This is a genomic window from Staphylococcus sp. HMSC063A07 (assembly GCF_001836955.1).
Taxonomy (GTDB): domain Bacteria; phylum Bacillota; class Bacilli; order Staphylococcales; family Staphylococcaceae; genus Staphylococcus; species Staphylococcus lugdunensis.
The window spans coordinates 263,246-285,882 of sequence record NZ_KV830932.1; the positions used below are offsets into that span (position 1 = coordinate 263,246).

Annotated in this window: 17 protein-coding genes; 4 read left to right on the forward strand and 13 right to left on the reverse strand. The window is 33.4% G+C overall.

The features are described from left to right. Nucleotides 1–105 precede the first annotated feature (105 nt). Nucleotides 106–924, forward strand: coding sequence for a Cof-type HAD-IIB family hydrolase (locus HMPREF2597_RS11225; RefSeq protein ID WP_002478430.1), 819 nt, complete (start codon nt 106–108; stop codon nt 922–924). A 42-nt stretch (nt 925–966) separates the two neighbouring features. Continuing rightward, nucleotides 967–2,289, forward strand: a complete 1,323-nt coding sequence (locus tag HMPREF2597_RS11230; protein WP_012990896.1) for a CoA-disulfide reductase — start codon at nt 967–969, stop codon at nt 2,287–2,289. Between the two features lie 186 nt (nt 2,290–2,475). Here the strand turns inward: HMPREF2597_RS11230 and HMPREF2597_RS11235 are convergent, their stop codons facing one another. The 8 genes from HMPREF2597_RS11235 to HMPREF2597_RS11270 form a co-directional block, all read right to left on the reverse strand. After that, nucleotides 2,476–2,865 carry a YisL family protein gene (locus HMPREF2597_RS11235; RefSeq protein ID WP_002478432.1) on the reverse strand — a complete coding sequence of 130 codons (390 nt, stop codon included), beginning with the start codon at nt 2,863–2,865 and terminating at the stop codon, nt 2,476–2,478. 472 nt (nt 2,866–3,337) lie between these two features. After that, nucleotides 3,338–4,240, reverse strand: a complete 903-nt coding sequence (locus HMPREF2597_RS11240) for a fumarylacetoacetate hydrolase family protein (protein ID WP_002459533.1) — start codon at nt 4,238–4,240, stop codon at nt 3,338–3,340. 156 nt (nt 4,241–4,396) lie between these two features. Continuing rightward, complete coding sequence (addA, locus tag HMPREF2597_RS11245) at nt 4,397–8,047, reverse strand: helicase-exonuclease AddAB subunit AddA (protein ID WP_012990897.1); 3,651 nt, start codon at nt 8,045–8,047, stop codon at nt 4,397–4,399. Further along, nucleotides 8,044–11,511 carry a helicase-exonuclease AddAB subunit AddB gene (addB, locus tag HMPREF2597_RS11250; protein ID WP_002478434.1) on the reverse strand — a complete coding sequence of 1,156 codons (3,468 nt, stop codon included), beginning with the start codon at nt 11,509–11,511 and terminating at the stop codon, nt 8,044–8,046. The genes addA and addB overlap by 4 nt, the downstream gene beginning before the upstream one ends. Nucleotides 11,512–11,670: 159 nt before the next feature. Then, on the reverse strand, nt 11,671–12,240 hold the full coding sequence (gene lepB, locus HMPREF2597_RS11255; RefSeq protein WP_002478435.1) for a signal peptidase I: 570 nt from the start codon (nt 12,238–12,240) through the stop codon (nt 11,671–11,673). Nucleotides 12,241–12,253: 13 nt separating this feature from the next. Continuing rightward, complete coding sequence (gene lepB, locus HMPREF2597_RS11260) at nt 12,254–12,775, reverse strand: signal peptidase I (RefSeq protein ID WP_012990899.1); 522 nt, start codon at nt 12,773–12,775, stop codon at nt 12,254–12,256. A gap of 4 nt (nt 12,776–12,779) precedes the next feature. After that, nucleotides 12,780–13,355, reverse strand: a complete 576-nt coding sequence (locus tag HMPREF2597_RS11265) for a TVP38/TMEM64 family protein (protein WP_002478437.1) — start codon at nt 13,353–13,355, stop codon at nt 12,780–12,782. Between the two features lie 159 nt (nt 13,356–13,514). Further along, complete coding sequence (locus tag HMPREF2597_RS11270; protein WP_002478438.1) at nt 13,515–14,846, reverse strand: glucose-6-phosphate isomerase; 1,332 nt, start codon at nt 14,844–14,846, stop codon at nt 13,515–13,517. Nucleotides 14,847–15,176: 330 nt separating this feature from the next. On the opposite strand from HMPREF2597_RS11270, the gene HMPREF2597_RS11275 reads away from it, so the two are divergent. Both HMPREF2597_RS11275 and argH read left to right on the forward strand, forming a co-directional pair. Then, nucleotides 15,177–16,382: an argininosuccinate synthase gene (locus HMPREF2597_RS11275; RefSeq protein WP_002459540.1), complete on the forward strand. Its 1,206-nt coding sequence runs from the start codon at nt 15,177–15,179 to the stop codon at nt 16,380–16,382. Then, nucleotides 16,372–17,754: an argininosuccinate lyase gene (gene argH, locus HMPREF2597_RS11280; RefSeq protein WP_002478439.1), complete on the forward strand. Its 1,383-nt coding sequence runs from the start codon at nt 16,372–16,374 to the stop codon at nt 17,752–17,754. Before HMPREF2597_RS11275 ends, argH begins: the two co-directional genes overlap by 11 nt. A 215-nt stretch (nt 17,755–17,969) precedes the next feature. Here argH and HMPREF2597_RS11285 read toward each other — a convergent pair whose 3' ends face one another. The 5 genes from HMPREF2597_RS11285 to HMPREF2597_RS12820 all read right to left on the reverse strand — a co-directional run. After that, nucleotides 17,970–18,335 (reverse strand): hypothetical protein, encoded by a 366-nt coding sequence (locus HMPREF2597_RS11285; RefSeq protein ID WP_002478440.1) that lies wholly within the window; start codon nt 18,333–18,335, stop codon nt 17,970–17,972. Nucleotides 18,336–18,631: 296 nt separating this feature from the next. Continuing rightward, a complete protein-coding gene (locus HMPREF2597_RS11290) occupies nt 18,632–18,913 on the reverse strand; it encodes a hypothetical protein (RefSeq protein ID WP_002478441.1) in 282 nt (93 codons plus the stop codon). Nucleotides 18,914–18,941: 28 nt separating this feature from the next. Further along, on the reverse strand, nt 18,942–20,564 hold the full coding sequence (locus HMPREF2597_RS11295) for a hypothetical protein (RefSeq protein WP_002478442.1): 1,623 nt from the start codon (nt 20,562–20,564) through the stop codon (nt 18,942–18,944). Between the two features lie 370 nt (nt 20,565–20,934). Beyond that, nucleotides 20,935–22,179, reverse strand: coding sequence for a Glu/Leu/Phe/Val family dehydrogenase (locus HMPREF2597_RS11300; protein ID WP_002459545.1), 1,245 nt, complete (start codon nt 22,177–22,179; stop codon nt 20,935–20,937). Between the two features lie 258 nt (nt 22,180–22,437). Next, nucleotides 22,438–22,637: hypothetical protein (locus tag HMPREF2597_RS12820; protein WP_218117586.1), on the reverse strand; the 200-nt coding region annotated here is incomplete at its 5' end.

The following is a 22,637-nucleotide window of genomic DNA, read 5'->3' on the forward strand; positions in this document are numbered from 1 at the left end:
ATCACCTCTCAATATTTGTCTGTATACTAATATATCAAATATCCGACAAAACGCCAATAAAATGCTATGATACTAATAAAATGAAAAATGTTTGAGGAGAACTATATGCAACCTTATTTAATATGCCTCGATTTGGACGGCACATTACTAACAGATGATAAAGAAATCAGCCCTTATACAAAGGAAATTTTAACGGAATTGCAAAAGGCTGGACACCATATCATGATCGCGACAGGTCGTCCCTATCGCGCAAGTCAAATTTATTATCATGAACTTAATTTAGAAACACCTATTGTTAATTTCAATGGTGCTTTCGTACATCATCCAAAAGATGCTCAATTTGACACAATTCATGAAGTTTTAGATTTAGACATCGCTAAAAGTGTCATCGAGGTACTACAACAAGCAAACGTAACAAATATTATTGCCGAAGTACAAGATCATGTTTTTATCAATAATGAAGATCCTCGATTATTCGAAGGTTTTTCTATGGGTAATCCTAAAATAAAAACGGGTAATCTATTAAATTCTCTTGACACACCGCCAACATCTCTACTTGTGGAAGCTGAGGAAATTCATATTAATCGCATTAAGCAAATGTTAACACGGTTTTATGCTGAAAATATTGAACATCGTCGTTGGGGTGCACCATTCCCTGTCATTGAAATAGTAAAACGGGGTATAAGTAAAGCACGTGGCATTGATGTTGTTAAAGACTATTTGAATGTGCCAACATCTCGAATTATCGCTTTTGGTGATGAAGATAATGATTTAGAAATGATTAAATATGCGAAATTTGGTGTTGCCATGGATAATGGACTAGATGAATTAAAACATGTTGCAAACCACGTTACTCATGACAACAATAGCGATGGCATTGGTCGTTATTTAAATGAATTTTTTGATTTAGGATATAACTATTAAGGATAATGCATTCAGTACATTATATTTAAGGAGAATGAAGACATGCAAAAAATGATTGTAGTAGGTGCTGTAGCTGGTGGCGCTACCTGTGCAAGTCAAATTAGAAGATTAGATAATGACTGTAAGATTACAATATTTGAGCGAGATCGTGATATGAGCTTTGCTAATTGTGGCTTACCCTATTATCTAGGTCAAATCGTTTCATCTCGAGATCAATTATTACCTATTACCCCAAGCTCATTTAAAGAAGATAAAAACATTGATGTTAAAACATACCATGAAGTTGTCGCCGTCGATACGCAACGCAATATTGTAACCGTCCGAGATCGACAGAAAAATCAAACCTTTGAAGCAGCGTATGATAAATTGATTCTCAGCCCAGGTGCAAATGCTAACAAACTCAACAGCGATAGTCCTATGGTTTTTACACTTCGCAATATGGAAGATACTGACCAAATAGACAAATATATTAAAAACCATCACGCACAACGTGCACTTATAGTTGGTGCGGGTTATATTGCTTTAGAAATTCTTGAAAATTTATATCATCGTGGTTTAGATGTCACATTAATCCATCGCTCTGAACATATTAATAAACTGATGGATAGCAACATGAATCAGCCAATTTTGGAAATGCTGAACCAATATAAAATACCATATCGATTTAATGAAGAAATCGATGATATTGACGGCTCAATCGTTCACTTTAAATCAGGTCACTCTGAACAATATGATATTGTTATAGAAGGCGTAGGAACACATCCAAATTCTAAATTCCTTGAGTCTTCAAATATCCAACTAGATACACAAGGTTTTATTCCAGTAAATGATAAATTTGAGACAAATATTAGCAATGTTTATGCGCTTGGAGATGTGATAAAATCACATTATCGCCATGTAAATCTCCCTGCACAAGTCCCATTGGCTTGGGGAGCCCATCGTGCGGCTAGTATTATTGCTGAACAAATTGCTGGGAATTCAAATATTACTTTTAAGGGCTATTTAGGCTCAAATATTGTTAAATTTTTTGATTATTCATTCGCCAGTGTAGGTATAAAGCCTAATGAATTGAAGCATTTTGACTATAAAATGGTTGAAATTACTGGTGGAACACATGCTGGCTATTACCCAGGAAATGATAAATTGCATCTACGTGCCTATTTTGATACAAATAATCGTAAAATCATTCGTGCTGCTGCAGTAGGAAAACAGGGTGTGGATAAACGCATCGACGTGCTGTCAATGGCCATGATGAATGACTTAACAATTGATGCACTTACCGAATTTGAAGTCGCCTATGCGCCACCATATAGTCATCCCAAAGATTTAATAAATATGTTGGGCTACAAAGCACGTAATCTTTAAAAATTTTAGGCAACGATTAATTAAATCTAGCATATAAAGCGAGCCATTATTACGAAGTATTGAAGCTAAAAATAAGCACAAAGATGATGTTGAATTTCAAACCATCTTTGTGCTTATTATCTTGAGATTTATATCCCATCCTGTTTTCTAGGGATAATGTACTAGTCTCTTCTATCAAATGATTATTTAACTTAATCCGAACATTTTGGTTAATGGACCAAGTGGTAAAATAATTCCTAAAATGATTGTAATCACAATTAATGCAATTGTCGTCCAAAATAATCCTTGTGTTGATTCATGCTTTTTACGTTTTATGATCGTTACTTCCATTAAAGCAACTACTGCTATGCCACATACCATTTTGAGTGTCAATAACATGTGGTTGCCTCCACCACTTGCAAATTCTTTAATAATTATCCAAAATCCAGAGATTAACGTTAGCAAAATAACAACCCTCAACACCATATGTAATGGTTTAGCTGTAGGCGTTCCACCTTGTGTTTTCGAATAATTAAGATATGTCACTATAAACATTATAATCGCAAGCACCCAGCTTAAAATATGTACATGTAACAAAACTTTATCCCCCCACTAAAAAATATCAATAATTACTTAAATAAATATAACATATTTACCACTCTACTGTATTCATCATCATTTACATTTATAACAATACATGTGCATCAAATCATAATTAAAAAAGCCTTGCACCTGCACAACAGCGGAAACAAGCCTTTGAAATCGTAGACTAAAGTATAATATTCATGGAACCTTCATCACTAAATACAGAATATGAATTTTTCACGTTAAAACGATAATTTCAATAACAAAAATGTGAGCGGGACAGAATTCATAATGAATTCGTAGTCCCGCTCCGGCAAGTTGACTAGGATTGAAAAAAGCTTAGTATAAGCGTATTTTTAATCCAGTCAACGACTGCTAATATATATTTCACAGCCTAAAACATAATGATGTCCCAGACTGATTTGTTATTAGGTAAGAGACGTTTTATATCTTAACCTCTATAACTATATGTTTACACACTAACTTATTCTGCAATATATGTTGTTAACGTACCAATATTGTCAATTGTTACTTTTACTTCATCGCCAGGTTGTAAATATTGTGGTGGCTCCATTCCAGCTCCAACCCCAGCCGGTGTACCAGTTGCAATAATGTCACCTGGATGTAATGCGACATATTTTGAAATTTCTTCAATTAATTCATCAATTTTTAAAATCATTTCTCCTGTATTACCATCTTGACGGATATCATTATTTACTTTAGTCACTATATTTACATTTTCCGGTGTTGGTAATTCATCTTTAGTCACAATAAATGGTCCCATAGGGCAACCACCCGTTAAGCTTTTAGATAAAAATGCTTGGTCTTGAGCATCCTGCGCTTTACGATCTGTAATGTCATTGATAATAGTATACCCATAGACATAATCTAGCGCTAAAGCTTTAGGAATTTTCTCACCTGATTTACCAATAACAATACCAAGTTCACCTTCATAATCCAATTGATCTGTAATATCTTTATGATTCGGAATTGTAGCATTATCGCCGATTAACGATGAAGCTGCTTTTGTAAATACATAGAGGCGTTGGACTTCATGATTAAGTTCGCTCGCATGATCTTGATAGTTTCTCCCAAAAGCAATAACATTATTTGGCGGTGTCACTGGTGGTAAAAATGTAATATCTTTGAATGCTATTTTATAATCCTCTGCTCTGCCACTATCTTCTGCAGCAACAACAGCTTTTCGTACTTGTTCTTGAAAATCTAACGTTTGGTTTTGTTGTAAGCCCGCTAATAATGATTTAGGATGAAAATCCCCTTCTGCAAAATCAGCAAATACTTTTGTTAAATCCCAAACCGCATCTTCACGTTTTACTTTCACGCCGTAAGATGTGACGTCTTCATGTTTGAATGACAAGAATTTCATTCATTATCAACTCCTCATCTATATCTTAACTCATATTATAACTATAATTTTCTTAAAATCACAAATATATATGTCCGAAAATTTCAAAAGTTAGCTCATACATTATGACAAACCTTGTTCAAATAATTTCGCTTTAAAAATCTTGATTGGACTGAACTATATGGATAATCTACCAAACTGGAAGAAATATAAAGAACCTTTTACTTCAGTATGGAGCATGGTTTCTAAAGCATTTTTATAATATTGCATTTGAATGCGATATTTTTCTTTAAGTTGTTCTCCTATTTCTTCATCTGTCATACCTTTTCGTCTATTAAAAGCATCTGTCTTATAATCAACAAAGTAATATTGATTATCTTTCTTATAAATTAGATCAATCATACCCTGAATAATCGCTACGTCTTCATGGTTATCTGATATATTATCAACTTTTGCTTGATTTACAACAAAAGGTAATTCACGATAAATTTGTTCAGCTTCTGCGATTTCAAGATATAAATCACTTTGAATAAACGTCATTATTTCTGGAAATTTAATGTCTTTCTTAGCATCATGTTCAATAATTTGTTGTGTGATTAAATGATCAATATATTGCTCCAATGCTTCCTCTGTCATACGCTCAGGTTTGAAAGGCAAATGTTGCATGACGGTGTGCATTAATGTTCCTACTTCGTTGGCTTTACGCTTCGTAACATGACGCATAAATCTTGGCCGTTCATATGTCGCAACACCAATGCGATATTGTCGAACGCGATCGTAGTTCGTATCGCTTTCTTCAGTTTCCAGTTGTCGTTTTAATTCAGATACGGATTGCTTAGAAGGCTTAGTGGTATTAATCACGTTTGGATATTTAAACTTAAGCTGTTGCGTAATTTTCGCCTTAATATCATCGTTGCCTGTATCCAACGTATTAAGATCCGAAATAGAACGCTGCTCATTCATATCTTGATGATTAGCTTCAATAATATCTTCAAAATAATCAATAATGATATTTACGTTTGGTCTTATGCTTTCTGCTAAATTTGCAATATCATTTTCGAACATTAAATCCGGTGTCAGTTCATAGGACTTATGCTTCGACAAAATACCATAAATAAGTTCAAAAGGATGTTCTGCTGTCAAACGCTCATTAACAGCTATATGTGAACCTGAAATAGCTAATTTTTCGTACTCTTCAAGTTTTTTTGTAGATTTAAGTCTGCCAATTAAAATAAGTTGTTCCTTTGCACGTGTCAATGCCACATAAATTAAACGCATTTCTTCTGATATCATTTCTTTTTCTGTTATTGCTTTATAAGCAACAGATGACAGTGAAGGATATGCCATATTTTTATCAATATCATAATAATCGATACCTAAACCATATTTTTGGTTTAAGATAACTTGTTCCCGTAAATCTTTCTTATTAAATTCCCTTGTTAATCCTGAATAAATAACAAATGGAAATTCTAATCCCTTACTGCTATGAATAGTCATCATTTTAACGACATTATCATTAGGACCTACGATATTTTCTTCGCCAAAATCTTGGCCGCGGTCAATCAGTTCATCTATAAAACGAATAAATTGATAAAGTCCTCTAAAACTAGAATTTTCAAATTCGATAGCCTTATTAAATAATCCATAAAGATTGGCCCGTCGTCCTTTACCACCAATCAAACCACTGAAATATTGGATAACATAATGGTCATGGTAAAACTTATCTATGAGTTGGTAAACTGGATTACTTTGACTATAAATCTGATACATTTTAATATCAGCTATGAAATTTTGTAGTTTCTTTACTAATTTTTTATTAGCCAAATCATGGTTAATATAGTTCACAATAGATTGATAGAAATAGTCATCATTAGGACTGAAGACACGTATATTAGCTAATTCATCTTCGGTAAATTGATAGATGACCGAACGCATCAATCCTACTAAATAAATATCTTGTAAAGGATTATCTATTGTTCTTAAAAATGATAAAACTAATCGCACTTCCGTTTGTTCGAAATAGCCTTGTCTACTGTTCACGTGAAAGGGTATGTCATGATCTTTAAACGCTTGTTGCAAGTCTCTAGCTTGCGAAAAACTACGTTCTAAAATAACAATATCTTTATATGTTGGTTGACGATAGTGACCCGTTTTCATATCAAATATACGCTTATTTTCTAAAATATCTTTCACCTGTTTAACAATATATTCAGCTTCTTGTTCTGAGCCATTTAGTTCACTATGTTCTTTATCTGCTTCAATCAATGTACGCAGCTCTACTGGATGATCCACCTCATCAAATGGCGCACCATAGTACAATTGTGCAGCATCATCGTAACTAATTTCACCAACTTCTTCGTCCATCATGTGCTTAAATAAATAGTTAGTGGTACTTAACACTTCTTTTCTAGATCGGAAGTTTTGCGACAAATCAATGCGTATACCTGTGCCGTTACCCTCTGCATTAAAACGTTGATATTTCTCAATAAATAGACTTGGGTCTGCTTGTCTAAATTTGTAAATAGATTGCTTGACATCCCCTACCATAAATAAATTACCGTCTGCTTCTGAACCAGTCTTAATGCAGGATAATATTTGTTCTTGTACGCGATTGGTATCTTGGTATTCATCTACTAATATTTCAGCAAACTGTTCGCGATACATCTCCGCGATATGAGAAGGTGAGCCATCATCATTTGTTAATATTTGTAACGCAAAATGCTCATAGTCAGCAAAGTCTAGGATATTACGACTTCGTTTTTTTTGACCAAATGCAGTTATAACGTCTTTAACAATGTCTGCTAATATATTTACTCGTGGTGCCAACCTTTGCATATCTCGCTTTAAATCTTGCGCACTGCGTGAGAAATAGTCTGCTTGGACTTTGGATACAAGCGATTTATATTTATCGTAATATGCTTTAGCTTCAACAAGTGCATCACCCATAGTTTCATTTACTTCTTTTATCTTTTTAGTCAATGCAGGAAATCTACTGACAAATTCATGATTTGCAATTACATCACTTTGTATCATATCTCCATCAAAGGCTTTAGTCATAAAAGCCATTTCATCTTCAATGACAGCTATTTGCTTGTCCGTATCTTCAGCTAAAGTAAATATTTCATAGCTTTTACTTAAAGCCTCTTGTGCAGCACGTAAAAAAATACGCGACAAATCTGTCAACAATTGTAACAAGTTGTCTTGTTGTGCTTCATTTTGGTATGGTTTCACTAATTGGGTTAACCATTCAAAAGGATTGGGGTTCGCAATACTAAAGTAATAAAGAGATTTAATGATTGTTCTAAAGTCATCGTCATTTCTATCCTTAGACAATTGCTCTGCTAGTTCAATGAAATCGCTGTTTAACACATCATAGTAGTGTTCTAAAGTTTCATCTATGGTCTGTTCTAACAGTAAGATGTTTTCTGCTTCACTACTCGTTCTAAAATTAGGATCAACATCTAACACATCGTAATGCTGTTGTATTAGCTTTAAACAAAAACTATGCAATGTAGAAATTTGAGCTTGGTGTATCTTTATGCGTTGATTCTTTAAATGCGTATTATTAGGATCTTCAAGTGCTGCTTCTTGAATGCGTTGTTCTACCCTATGTTTCATTTCACGTGCACTTAAATTAGTAAAAGTAACCACCAATAATCGATCAACATCAACATTGTCTCTGATGATACGTTGAATAATTCTTTCTACTAAAACTGCCGTTTTCCCTGAGCCGGCAGCGGCCGCAACTAACACATCTTGACCTTTAGCATATATACTTTGCCACTGCGCATCTGTCCAAATTACCCCTTCGGGCTTGACTGGTATCATGCATCGTCACCTCCATCTTTAACCGCCTCTTGGATTTCTTCAATAGGATTAATTGTTTCATCAACTGTACGATATCGTTTACTATCAATCATGCCATCAACATGACAAACAGACTGATAGCTACAATATTGACAAGGTAAAGTTTGTTTATATTTTAATGGCGCCACTTCTGTATGTCCTGCCATAATATTAGATGCGGTTTCAATAAAGTTACGCTTATTATGCTCAATAAACTTCATGATTGTCGCTTCATCAGCGACTTGACTGCCTCGCTGATTTATAGTGTTTTTAGCTGTTTTTCCCACGGGTATGATATCAGACACAAATTTTGGTTCCATTCTTAAATCTAAAGCATTTAACACTTCTTCTGAGCTATTTACTAATCCACTCATTCTAAACGCTTTTTTAAAATCTAATTCTAACTGAACATCATCAATATCAGTCCAATGTTTATAATTGATGCGAGGTTCATGCACATGAAAATACAGCAATCCCCCTGGTTTAACTGTGTCTGATAATCCTAACCGTTCATGGTTCTGCAAGACAATATCCATATATGTCATCATCTGCATTTGTAAACCATAGTAAACCTTCTTTAAATCTAGCTTTGCACTTTCTTTTGACGATTTATAATCAATAATATTCACATAACTTTGATCATCTTCAGTGTAGGTATCTATGCGGTCAATTTGTCCTCTTATATTAATCGGAATGCCTTGAGTTGTTTGAAGTGATTCGGCCATAAGTTCATCTTCATGAGGCTTGCGACGAAATCCGGTTTCAAAGCGTTGTGGCTTAAATTTAGAATAGCTACTTTGGTATTTTAATGCGCCAAGTGTTGTTTCTATAATGGCGCCAATACGCTGCGATAAATAGCGATAATAAGCTGTAGAATTTAATAAATTAAATTGAACTTTCGGTAAAATTTCTTCAAGTGCTTCAGAAGTCAGCTGTTTGATTGTCTTAGCGTTTAAATGTTTAAAATCACCATTAACTCTGTCAGAAATGTACTTTAATACAGAATGAAAAATGTCACCAAGATCAAAGTTTTGCAATTGATATTTCGTACGCTCATTTAAGCGTAACCCATGAGAAGCATAGTGTTTAAATGGACATTGTTGATATCCTTCAAAACGTGACACACTGGCATTAATCGCTTTACCATATAATTGCTGTGCCAATTGATCACTCAATTGTACAGTGTGATTATCATAAGTTAATGACGTTAATAAATAATCAAGTCCATCATTTAATTGTGCATCATCTCGCATGACTTGATACGTATCTATCCATGTATCTGCAACGATTTCATCATCAAGCCATGCACGTAAAGCTTCAAATAAATGAATTTTAGTTTGATGGCCATGTTCAACGAGTAATAATGGTTGTTGCGCATGAACATAATTTAAATTATCTATCTGCATGTTTGTATAAAGCTGCTTAATTTGAGACAAAAATGGACTGATTTCTTTTTCATCGCCAGAATTACCCATTAAGCTGTACGAAAAAGTTACTTGTTGTGTCGCACGTGTCATTGCTATATAACATACAAATGCTTCATCCATCTGCAAAACATCTGATGTTGGACTCAACTCAATATGAGTTTGTGTTTCAAAAAATTTCTTTTCTTCATCAGATATTAAGCTCGTAGAAGCAATCGGTTGAGGTATCACGCCATCATTCATACCAACCATAAATACTTTAGCCTTGTTGTCTACTTTAGCTAAATCCATGCTCCCTATTGATACTTGATCTAGCGTTTGAGGAATCATGGCAAATTCTAACTGTTCTAAACCAATATCTAGTACTTCGTTAAAACGTTGTAATGACATCTCAGTCGTTCCAAATACTGTGACTAAATCATCTAAAATTTGAATGATGCCATTCCAAATTTGATCAATTTCTTCTGCTTCTTCATACCGATGATCAGCCTCTAACGTATCACGTATAGTCATTAATTGATTAGGCAGTTCAAAATATTCCATGCTTTCGTAAAATGCCGTAGCATAATCAATGACAGTATGCGCATCATTCATCGCCTGTTCGAAATAGAGAATTTTATGAACCACATCATCTTTTAGTTGCACAACCTTTTCAAAGGTTTCCTGTTCTTCAGGTGTAAGCTGATGTTCTTTACGCCCCATTTTCTGGAAATGTTCTATTTGAAATCGAGATTCATCAAACCAACGTTTCCCAGTGATACCGCGTTCTAATACAAAATTTTCTAATAAATCAATAAGATAACTGCTGTTTTTTATTTGATATGTTAAGATATCTGTTTTAAATAAGCGCAGCATAGCATCTGTACTCCAATTTGTACGCATGACTTCTATCAATGAACGCACCATTTCCATGATAGGATGATGTGTCATAGATTTCTTTATATCAATATGAAATGGGATGTCAAATTGTGGCAGGACAGATGCTAGTAGATATGCATAGCTTTCATCTCGATACAGTATTGCTATGTCTTGATACCTTAAGTGTTGCTCACGCGTCGCTTTAATAATTTGTCGTGCAACTTCATTGACTTCTTCTCGTATACTTGCTGCTTCAAGTATTTGAATGTGACCTTGTTGTTGGATTGGATTAATTTGTAAAGCATCAAATTCTTGTTCTAAGTGCACTAAATCATGATTAGTAAATCGATGTTGTTGGTTAAAATGTTTGCGATTTAAAGTTATATTTAATTCTGCTGCAATTTCTTCTAAATGTTGTAATACTTCAGATGGCTTTCTAAATAGACTAAATGGATCAGTATTTCCATCAGTTGTTAGAAGTACAGTTACCTTCTTAGCATACTTCACTAAATGTTTGATAATGTCGTACTCTAATGATGAAAAGTTATGGAAACCATCTATATAAATTTCAGCACGCTTCAACCATTGTGACTGTGGCATAACATTAATGAATTGCTTCAGCTTATCTTCTGATGTGATATAACGTCCAGCAATTTGACGCTCAAAAGCATTATATATTAATGCAATATCTTCTAATTTATGTTGCATGCGTGTAGGTAATGAATGTTGTGTCACAAGCGATTGCAAATCCTCAGGTGTTACAACATATTTCTTAAAATCTTGTATTTGTTCTGCTAATTTCTCACTAAAGCCATAATATTTAGCTTGAGAATGATAAAGCTTTAATTCCTGTTGGTGATTTTGAACAATATCATAAATCATCATTTCCATGGTTGATTTAGATAAGCGTTCTTCTGATAAGCCACCTACTTCTTGAAACACACGATGGCTTAATCGCTCAAAATGTAGTACTTCTGTTCTAAGACTTCCATACAATTCATGGTCGCTTACAAAAGCTTGTTCCAACTGAAAGGTACTTTGAGTAGGGGCTATGAGTACAATCGGGTCTCCAAGAGGTTGGCGTTTCATTTCTGATTTAATGTCACTAATCATTTGATAGGATTTGCCGGTCCCAGCTCTTCCGATATATGTATTAAATTCCATAAATATAGCCACGCTCCTTTATTAAATTCATTTTAACACAGAACATACGTTTCTATATAGTGATTTTATGAGGTTGTTCGCAGATAATCGAAAATACTTTTTATGATAAATAAAAAGAGACGTTGCGCATTGAAATGCAATCATCTCTTGTCTATATCATTAGCTCATATCAGGGTTAAAATTAAATTTAAAATCAGTTAATGGCCAAAATCTTAAAGACACTTTACCGACAATTTGCTTTTCATCGATAAGGCCAAAAGCACGGCTATCTTTACTTACCTCACGATTGTCTCCTAACACGAGGTATTTATGTTGAGGTATGACATTAGAATTATGTTTTGCACCGGCCAAATCTTTTATATCTAAAGATCCAGTAATATACTCTCCTTGCTTACGTTTCATATTGTATTCGAGATAAGGTTCTTTTACTTTTTTTCCGTTTATAATAAGTTGATCATCTCGATAGTATACTTTGTCACCTGGTGTGCCTATAACGCGTTTAACATAATCATCCTTTTGGTTAGCATGGAAGACAATGACATTCCCCTTTTTCACAGTGCCTACTTTATAGCCGATAATATTGACCAGAACATGATCGCCATCTTTTAATGTTGGATTCATTGAGTCTCCTTTAATGGTATATGATTTCGCTACAAAATTAATGATTAGTATGACTAAAATAATACCTACCGCTATAGCTATTAACCATTCTGTCAATTCCTTTTTCACATAAACACCTCCTTTATCGTTCATAGTTATAACGAAAATGATGGAAAGGATAATAAGTTAAATTAACATCACCAATAATGTCTTTTTTATCTATAAGTTGATATGACTGAGATTGCTTATTTAATCGACTATCATCAGATAGTACAAGGTACTTATCAGGTGGAATGATATCTCCTTCTGAATGAGGTAAATTGCGTAACTGAAAGTCTGTTTTTATATTTTTAGCATATGATGCTTTAATTTGTCTATCATCTCGATATAATTGCCCCTGCTTGACTTCAACTGATTCACCAGCCATACCGACAATTCGACTAAACTTTAAATCACCATGTTGTCGGAACATAACGACATCGCCATGTTGTAGTATGTTAAACGTCACTTTGACTTTATTAACAATGACACGATCATTTTTTTGTAAAACAGGTGCCATGTTCTGTTGCTTTACTACTGCACCTTGAATAATAAAAACATTTAAAATGAAAACAAAAATTATCGCAGCAATAAAAGCTATTATATATTGACTAACTTTTTGCACCTTGTCACTTCTCCTTTGATTGACCCATAAAATACTTTTCAACTTGTTTGCCAACAATCCATAATACAACTGTAACTAAAATCAATAATATGCCACGAATAGGATGCGTAAATAATGTTGTTATTCCTGTGCCCATCATGCCTAATAATAATATAGAAATCAATTTAGAGATTAGCAAAATAATAAAGTAATATTTAGTCTTAATATGGGATAAACTTGCAACAAAATTCACTAACGTAGTGGGCGTAAACGGGAAGCATAGTAAGATAAATATAGGCACCGGTCCTTGTCTATCTATAAAATGAATAAGCCTTTTCACCGCTGTTCTTTGCTGAATTTTAAGCATAAATTTGGAATGAATAAATCGTTTGCAAATAAGATAGACTGTAAATGTACCTGCTACAATTCCCAACCAAGATATAATAATTCCTACAGTAAATCCATAAGCATGAATAACAACTGTAATATAAAGAAATAACGGTAAGATGGGTACCATAGCTCTTAAATATAGAAGTAGAAAGCCAGCCAAATAGCCCAAATCTCGAAACGCATCAAACCATTGTTCAATTTGTTGTAACATGAGTGACCTATCCCTTCTATAAATAATGTCTGACATTGCTATTTACTTAAAAACATTGTAGCAAATAAACGCCTACAATACCTTATTGAAAGACTAAAAACCGATATGCGGCACTATTACCACATATCGGCTCAACAAACTTTAATAAACCATTACCTATTATAGGCGTGCTTCTAAATCAGCTTTTTTATCTTCATAACCTGGTTTACCTAGTAATGCAAACATGTTTTGTTTGTATGCTTCAACTCCAGGTTGATTGAATGGATTAACGCCTAGTTGATAACCGCTCATTGCGCAGGCTAATTCGAAGAAATATACTAAATAGCCAAATGTTTCTTCATCTAATCTTGGTACATTAATGACAATGTTTGGAACACCGCCATCTGTATGTGCTAATAGCGTACCTTCAAATGCTTTAGTATTGACTTCGTCCATTGTTTTGCCTGCTAAATAGTTTAAACCGTCTAAATCCTCGCTATCTTCTTCAATCGTGATATCTTGTTTAGGATGATTTACTTTAACTACAGTTTCAAATAAGAAACGACGTCCTTCTTGTACATATTGTCCTAAAGAGTGTAAATCAGTTGTATAGTTAGCACTTGATGGATAAATACCTTTGAAATCTTTACCTTCTGATTCACCAAATAATTGTTTCCACCACTCGTTGAAATATTGCATAGACGGCTCATAGTTAATTAACATTTCAGTTGTGTAGCCTTTATTATAAAGAACGTTACGAATCGTTGCGTATTGATATGCAATATTATCGTCTAAATTATCAGATGATAACTCTTTACGTGCTTTATTTGCACCTATCATCATTGCTTCAACATTAATTCCAGCTGCTGCAATAGGCAATAGACCTACGGCAGTTAGTACAGAATATCGTCCGCCAACATCGTCAGGAACAACAAATGTTTCATAGCCCTCATTATCAGCAAGTTGTTTCAACGCACCCTTTGCTTTATCAGTAGTAGCAAAAATACGTGTTTGTGCTTCTTTTTTACCATAACGTTGTTCAACTAATTGCTTAAATAATCTAAATGCAACTGCAGGCTCAGTAGTCGTACCTGATTTAGAAATTACGTTAACAGAAAAATCTTTATCAGCTAAATAATCGAGTAATTCTTGAGTGTATGTGGATGATAAATGATTTCCAACAAAAACGATTTCAGGATATTCTGTATTATTACGGAATGATGAGGTTAGCATTTCAATTGCAGCACGTGCACCTAAATAAGATCCTCCAATTCCAATTACAACAAGCACATCAGAATTAGCTTTAATGCGTTTTGCCGCTTCAACAATTCTAGAGAATTCTTCTTTATCATAATTTTCTGGTAAATCAAGCCAACCTAAGAAATCATGACCCGCACCTGTTCCCTCATGAATTGTACGATGAATTGATTTTACAATTTCTTGTTGTTGTTCTAGTTCATGTTTTTCAAAAAATTCTAACGTTTTACTATAATCTAATTGAATATGCGTCATTTAAAAAGCCTCCTGTGGGGTAGATTACTTTAATTTTACTAACTTTGTATACCTTATTCAAATTTCAAGTCCTTAGAACTAAATTTGAGCTATTTAAAAAATGATAATGATATCAAATTAAAGTAAAATCTACCATTACTTTTTTATGCATTTTTCATATTTTTTAGAAATTACAAAAAAGCTTTAAATGTGAACATATAAGGCTAATAAAGAAAAATGATAAAGTTATAAAATGTATAATTATGTAATAAAACGGTTTTATTTTCATTACCTTTCTGTTATGATAAAGTCATAATGATAATTATGAAAACAATTTGAGGTGACTATATAATGAAAGATAAAATCGTGTTAGCTTATTCTGGTGGATTAGACACTAGCGTAGCAGTTAAATGGCTTATAGATAAAGGATATGATGTTGTAGCTTGTTGTTTAGATGTCGGTGAAGGAAAAGATTTAGATACTGTACACTCTAAAGCTTTAGAAATGGGCGCAATTGAATGCCATATTATCAATGCTACGAAAGAGTTTAGTGATGACTATGTAAGCTATGCTATTAAAGGTAATTTGATGTATGAAAATAGTTATCCTCTCGTATCAGCATTATCACGACCACTCATTGCTAAAAAATTGGTAGAAATTGCTGAACAAACACAGTCAATTGGTATTGCACATGGCTGTACAGGTAAAGGAAACGATCAAGTACGTTTTGAAGTAGCGATCAAAGCTTTGAACCCTAAATTAAAAACATTTGCACCCGTGCGAGAATGGGCTTGGAGCCGTGAAGAAGAAATTGATTATGCATTGAAACACAATATTCCTGTATCTATCAATCATGATTCTCCTTATTCAATTGATCAAAATTTATGGGGCAGAGCAAATGAATGCGGTATTTTAGAAGATCCTTATGCAACGCCTCCAGAAGATGCATTTGATTTAACAACACCTATTGAAGAGACGCCAGATACTGCTGATGAAATTATCCTATCATTTAAAAAAGGTATTCCAGTTAAATTGAACGATAAAGCCTATGATTTAGATGAGCTAATCTTAACTTTGAATGACCTAGCTGGGAAACATGGCATCGGTCGTATCGACCATGTAGAAAATAGACTTGTAGGTATTAAATCGAGAGAGATTTATGAAACGCCTGGTGCTGAAGTCATTTTAAAAGCACACAAAGCGCTTGAAACCATTACGCTAACAAAAGATGTGGCACATTTCAAACCGATCATTGAAAAACAATTCGCAGAGCAAACATACAACGGGTTATGGTTCTCACCTTTGACAGACAGCTTAAAAACATTCATTGATTCAACACAGCAACATGTTGAAGGAGATGTCAGAATTAAATTATTTAAAGGTAATGCCATCGTTAATGGCAGACAATCACCTTACACGCTTTATGATGAAAAATTAGCAACCTATACTAAAGAGGACGCATTCAATCAAGAAGCTGCTGTTGGCTTCATTGATATCTTTGGCTTACCAACACAAGTCAACGCCATGTTACATGGAGGCTATAGCAATGAGCAATAAAGCATGGGGTGGACGCTTCCAACAGCAACCCGAGGAATGGGTAGATGATTTTAATGCGTCCATCGATTTTGACCAAACCTTAATTGATCAAGACATTGCAGGAAGTATTGCACATGCCACAATGTTAGCAAATCAAGGTATCATCTCAACACAAGACAAAGCGGATATTATAGACGGGCTAAAAGCAATACAAGCTGATTTTCATCAGCATAAATTAACATTTAAACATTCATTGGAAGATATTCATTTAAATATTGAACATGAATTAATTGAGCGCATAGGTGCAGCAGGTGGTCGACTGCACACTGGTCGTAGTCGCAATGACCAAGTTGCAACGGATATGCATTTATATACAAAACAACAAGTTTTAGATATAACAACGTTAATTAAATCTTTCCAACAGACCATCGTTGAGCTTGCCAATCAACACGTTGATACGATAATGCCTGGATACACGCATTTACAACGTGCTCAACCTATATCTTTCGCACATCATATTATGACATATTTTTGGATGCTTGAACGTGATAAAGGACGCTTTACTGATAGCTTAAAACGTATAGATATCTCACCATTAGGTGCAGCAGCCTTAAGCGGTACAACATATCCAATTGATAGACATGAAACGAAGGACTTACTCGGATTTGCTAGCGTTTATGAAAATAGTTTAGATGCCGTTAGTGACCGTGATTATATTGTAGAAACATTGCACAATATTTCATTAACAATGGTTCATTTATCACGCTTTGCCGAAGAAATTATTTTTTGGTCAACAGATGAAGCAAAGTTCATTACACTTGCGGATGCATTTTCAACTGGTTCCTCTATCATGCCACAGAAAAAGAATCCCGATATGGCTGAACTTATCCGTGGCAAAGTGGGACGTACAACAGGTCACTTGATGAGTATGCTTGTAACACTTAAAGGGTTACCACTAGCATACAATAAAGACATGCAAGAAGATAAAGAAGGATTATTTGATGCTTTGCATACGATCAAAGGTTCATTAAGAATATTTGAAGGTATGATTGCAACTATGACTGTTAATTCAGAACGCTTAGCACAAACAGTTACACAAGATTTTTCAAATGCAACAGAGTTAGCTGACTATTTAGTTACTAAAAACGTCCCATTTAGAACTGCACATGAAATCGTTGGAAAAATAGTATTTGAATGTATACAACAAGGTATTTACCTCCTAGATGTCTCACTAGAACGCTACCAGGCTTATGACGCACGCATTGAAGCAGATATCTATGACTACCTCAAACCAGCAAATTGCTTACAACGTCGCCAAAGCTATGGTTCTACGGGACCTGATGCAGTTAAACATCAACTTAAAGTAGCGCAAGCATTACTCGATGAATCATAAATCATTCATTAAAAATTGATTTCATTTTATAATGATTTCTTTTGGTTCTATAATAAATCGGACTGGTGAGATAAAACACTAGTTCGATTTTTAAATTTTGAATAGAAAAATAGTGCAATTACCTCTATAATAATTAGCCTATTGGTTATTCGACCTACTTGCAGATAATCACTAATTTAAGCTGTAACATAAATATGCATTTACCATAAAACTGCCTAAGACTTATCATCTTTTGGTGTGATTGTATAAGTAATTGCTATCGTTACCAGTATGATGATATGACTGATTATTCCTAAAAAAATGGCATAACCAGATGCATAGAACGGTTTAAAATACCCTGATGTTTCATACAAATTCATAAAAACATGCGTACAAATGAAAGATATTACTATACCTATTGTTCTAATCATAAATGTTGAGACATAGCTCTTAAAGCTTTTAATAAACATTCCGAGAGCAATAGATATTATAACTAGCGGAATATATCCCCACATCACTTTATAATGATAATCTATAATTAAACCAAAATAATCTATTGGAAGAATGGATAGTAAGTAGATGGATAATTTAAATTTATTCACTGGTATGGTTCTCCTTTAACATGTGATGATTTCAAATAAAGTATTATTAATTATCTTTACGTAATATATTATATCTGCTAAGTTTTAAAATTTTATGAAGAATCGACATGCGTTTGTATTTAAACTTTGTTATTTACAGTAATATTTTATTGTGATAACTATGCTATTAATTTCTAATCATTTTTATAAAAAAACTTTCGCTAAGTTCACATTAAATCAATTTAGCGAAAGTGTTAGGTATCCTTCTCACAACAAGTCTTATTACAATAACGCATGAGATATACATTCTTATAATATTAACTAAAATATAGCAGCAGCGCATTAATATCAATATACATAAAATGTTTGCCCATTTTAAATAAGTATAGTAAAACAATAATCAGTAAAACAACAAACATTGCCGATTTGTATTTTTTCTTTTCCTGCTTCTCTTCTTTTTCATTAGTTTTATCCCTATTTAAATATTCCAGTAATTCTGCTTCTATTTCTTTATCTATTTTTGATTTCTCGTCTTCATAATTTTTGCTGTGTTTTTCAGGAACTTTATTGTCATTCTTTTGATTATCCTTGAGAGTCATATCTTATACTCCTTTTTACCTACAAAACTTACGACTTAAATACTTTCTGATATTGCACGTACCCTGACACATAATGTTCTATATCATCAATTCTTACACGATAACCATGATGTTTAATAAAGAAACTATTTAAAATGCGACCTGGCTTTTTAAAATACATCGCAATTTCAGGATAAAAGAAACCCGTGCGTTCATAATCTGCCCTTGTATGGATCGTATCAATAAATTTATCTTCGTCTAACCATTCTGCAACCAAATCATCATATCCCGAAGCTTTAGCCTTTTCAACTAAATGATATGTGGCCATCAGCATTTCTAAAAACGTAGGGTATGTTGTTTCCCTCTGTTTAATATAATCCAAGTGAGAACTAACGTTTTGAATTCCAAAACGGTAATACTTTTCTTCCGATGAAATTTGAACTAACTCATTTGTGCAATAGCCTAACCAATGGTCATGATATTTCCAATAATCATTAGCAATAAAATACTCAAATAATATTTTTACCGTTTTTATCCATTGCGGCTGCTGATCGATTTGATATAACCGTAATAGCGCAAGTGCTGCTTCTCCATCATAATATACAATACGATATTTTTCTTTTACAGTTAAATCTGGATAATTTAAAATATGTACCGTTTCGCCTGTCGTCTGATTAATCATTTTTAACATACCTTGAGCAACTTGCTGCGCTACATTTAAATAACGTTTATTAAATTGTCCATATTTTAAATATTCACATACAGCAAAAATAAATGACGCATTTTGACCTAATTTAATTTCATTGATATCATTCGTACCATCAAAAACAAACATTGCTCCTGAGTTATCTTTGCATAAACAATAATCAATAATATAGTCAATTGCTTTCTCTGTTGATGTAATATCTTTCTGTTGATATGCTAAACCTTCAATTAATGCATACGTTGAGGAAGCGTGTCTAAGTACGTTATAAAAATTAATCGTTTTATCAAAATGTGGAAAATAACCATAAATATAGCGTCCATTCGGCATTAACATATTTTGTAAAAAGTCAGAACTCTTATCTATTAACTTATCAATTTCTGTATGTAAATTATTAACTATACGTAAGTTTTTTTGATATCCTCTTCCATGTAATTGATAAATACCTTCACCATCATATATAAACCCTTGTGTATAAAACTTCGTTACATTTTTATCTTTGTAAAATTCATAGCTAAAACCTTTTTTATGTGTCGTATATTTTTTAAGATAATTATTAATATTTTCTTCGGATAAAAATAAAGTGTTCGTACCTTTTTTAGGTCTAACAAATGCATTGGCATTAATTTCTTCTGGTAAAAAAGTTAAATTCCAATAATTATCCATTGCAATACCAAAATCAATATAATTTCTACGAGTAGTTATCAATTCTTCAGCTACATTATCAAAACGAATGGTTTGTGTATCAGTAACGATATCCAATTTTATCCATTGCGGGTAACTACCTGCTTGTTTCTTAAATTTTTGGCATCGCTTCATAACATCACGTTCAAGATTACGCTTATTTTTTAATAATTTGACTTGCGCTTTAATATTGGGTTTGCCCAAACTCACAAATATCTTATCAAATTCAGGATAGAAATTGTTGACTTGATCAACTAAGTCTTGAATTTTACTTTCTATATTCATAGGCTTTCTCCTTTAATAATAGGTTAACTTTACTTTACAAATATTTTATTTTTTCTGCAAATTTTCAATCAATTATAAAAAAGGACGGACAGACGCCCGACCTTTCTGTAAAATATAATTAATTTTCTTTACGATTTTTATGACGTTTGCCGAATAATAATAAGGAAAGCAATGATATCAAACCAAAATTAATTTATAATTCGAACACCATCGTAGGGCTACATCTTATCACCCTAAAATGATAACGAGCTGTATATTATCTAATACATAAGAGAAAAGACAATTTCTATTAAAATTATTTGATAGAAATTGTCTTTTTTACATTGTTTAAGAACTTAATGTCCTAGACCCTAAAAATTATTATTGTATTTTATGCCCAACCACGATAACGAGCAGCTTCGGCAGTACGCTTAATACCGACAATATATGCTGCTAATCTCATATCAATTCTTCTATTTTGAGATAATTCATATATTGTATCAAAGGCTTCAACTAATTTTTCACGTAATTTTTCATTAACTTCTTCTTCTGACCAATAGTAGCCTTGGTTATTTTGCACCCATTCAAAGTATGATACCGTTACGCCACCAGCGCTTGCAAGCACATCTGGTACTAGTAAAATACCTCTTTCTGTTAGAATACGTGTTGCTTCAGGTGTCGTTGGTCCATTAGCTGCCTCAACAACAATATCAGCTTTAATATCATGTGCGTTATCTTCAGTAATTTGATTTGAGATTGCTGCTGGAACTAAAATATCACAATCTATTTCAAATAGCTCTTTATTCGAAATCGTATCTTCAAATAAATTTGTTACAGTACCGAAACTATCTCGACGATCTAATAAGTAATCAATATCTAGTCCATTAGGATCGTGTAATGCGCCATATGCATCAGATATACCTACAATTTTAGCACCCATATCGTATAGGAATTTTGCTAAAAAGCTACCTGCGTTTCCAAAGCCTTGAATCACTACTTTAGATCCTTCGATTTGACGTCCTCTTCGCTTAGCTGCTTGTTCAATAGCTATAACAACACCCAAGGCAGTAGAACGATCACGACCTTGTGAACCGCCTAAGACAATTGGTTTTCCTGTAATGAAACCAGGTGAATTGAATTTATCTAATGCGCTATATTCGTCCATCATCCATGCCATAATTTGTGAATTTGTAAATACATCAGGTGCTGGAATATCTTTAGTCGGTCCAACAAATTGTGAAATTGCTCTTACATAGCCACGAGATAATCTTTCAACTTCATGAATACTCATCTCACGTGGATCACACACAATACCACCTTTACCACCGCCGTATGGTAAGTTGACAATGCCACATTTTAAGGTCATCCACATAGATAAAGCTTTTACTTCCTCTTCATCTACTTCAGGATGAAATCTTACGCCACCTTTTGTTGGCCCAACTGCATCATTATGTTGTGCACGATAACCAGTAAATGTTTTTACAGTTCCGTCGTCCATTCTTACTGGAATACGCACTTCTAAAAATCTTAATGGTTCTTTAATTAAATCGTACATACCATCATCAAAACCTAATTTATGTAATGCCTCTTTAATAATACTTTGTGTAGAAGTTACTAAATTATTAGTCTCAGTCATGATCCTCTTCGCCTCTTTTTAACTAATGATTTCGCTTTCATAAACATTTTAACAATATGTCTTATGTTTTTAAAGGGGTTTCATACTAAATGTTACAATTTTTTGAACAGCCTTTAGTACTACCATTACAGTATGCCTAGCAATTTGTATAAACATCATATCAAAACTTTATATACCAATGTTTGATTGCCGAATTAAACATTGTGTCACAATAATTTAATCAATTTTACATCATACAAATAAATCAAAACAACTCCTTTATATAAATAAAAGAGTTGTTTTGTAAGCCCTTACATTTATAATGCCACAACCCACCAACAAAATACAAGCCCAATTTAAGACGACACTCCAATAAAAAGGAGCAGAACATAATTCATTATGAATTCGTAGTCCGCCCCGGTAAGGTTGACTAGGATTGAATAAAGCTGAGTATAAGCGTATTTTCAATCCAGTCAACT

Bases quoted from the DNA above. Each gene is read 5' to 3' on its own strand.
- HMPREF2597_RS11225 (WP_002478430.1), top strand. From the start codon at position 106: ATGCAACCTTATTTAATATGCCTCGATTTGGACGGCACATTACTAACA.
- HMPREF2597_RS11230 (WP_012990896.1), top strand. From the start codon at position 967: ATGCAAAAAATGATTGTAGTAGGTGCTGTAGCTGGTGGCGCTACCTGT.
- HMPREF2597_RS11240 (WP_002459533.1), bottom strand. From the start codon at position 4,240: ATGAAATTCTTGTCATTCAAACATGAAGACGTCACATCTTACGGCGTG.
- addA (WP_012990897.1), bottom strand. From the start codon at position 8,047: ATGATACCAGTCAAGCCCGAAGGGGTAATTTGGACAGATGCGCAGTGG.
- addB (WP_002478434.1), bottom strand. From the start codon at position 11,511: ATGGAATTTAATACATATATCGGAAGAGCTGGGACCGGCAAATCCTAT.
- HMPREF2597_RS11265 (WP_002478437.1), bottom strand. From the start codon at position 13,355: ATGTTACAACAAATTGAACAATGGTTTGATGCGTTTCGAGATTTGGGC.
- HMPREF2597_RS11270 (WP_002478438.1), bottom strand. From the start codon at position 14,846: ATGACGCATATTCAATTAGATTATAGTAAAACGTTAGAATTTTTTGAA.
- HMPREF2597_RS11275 (WP_002459540.1), top strand. From the start codon at position 15,177: ATGAAAGATAAAATCGTGTTAGCTTATTCTGGTGGATTAGACACTAGC.
- argH (WP_002478439.1), top strand. From the start codon at position 16,372: ATGAGCAATAAAGCATGGGGTGGACGCTTCCAACAGCAACCCGAGGAA.
- HMPREF2597_RS11290 (WP_002478441.1), bottom strand. From the start codon at position 18,913: ATGACTCTCAAGGATAATCAAAAGAATGACAATAAAGTTCCTGAAAAA.
- HMPREF2597_RS11295 (WP_002478442.1), bottom strand. From the start codon at position 20,564: ATGAATATAGAAAGTAAAATTCAAGACTTAGTTGATCAAGTCAACAAT.
- HMPREF2597_RS11300 (WP_002459545.1), bottom strand. From the start codon at position 22,179: ATGACTGAGACTAATAATTTAGTAACTTCTACACAAAGTATTATTAAA.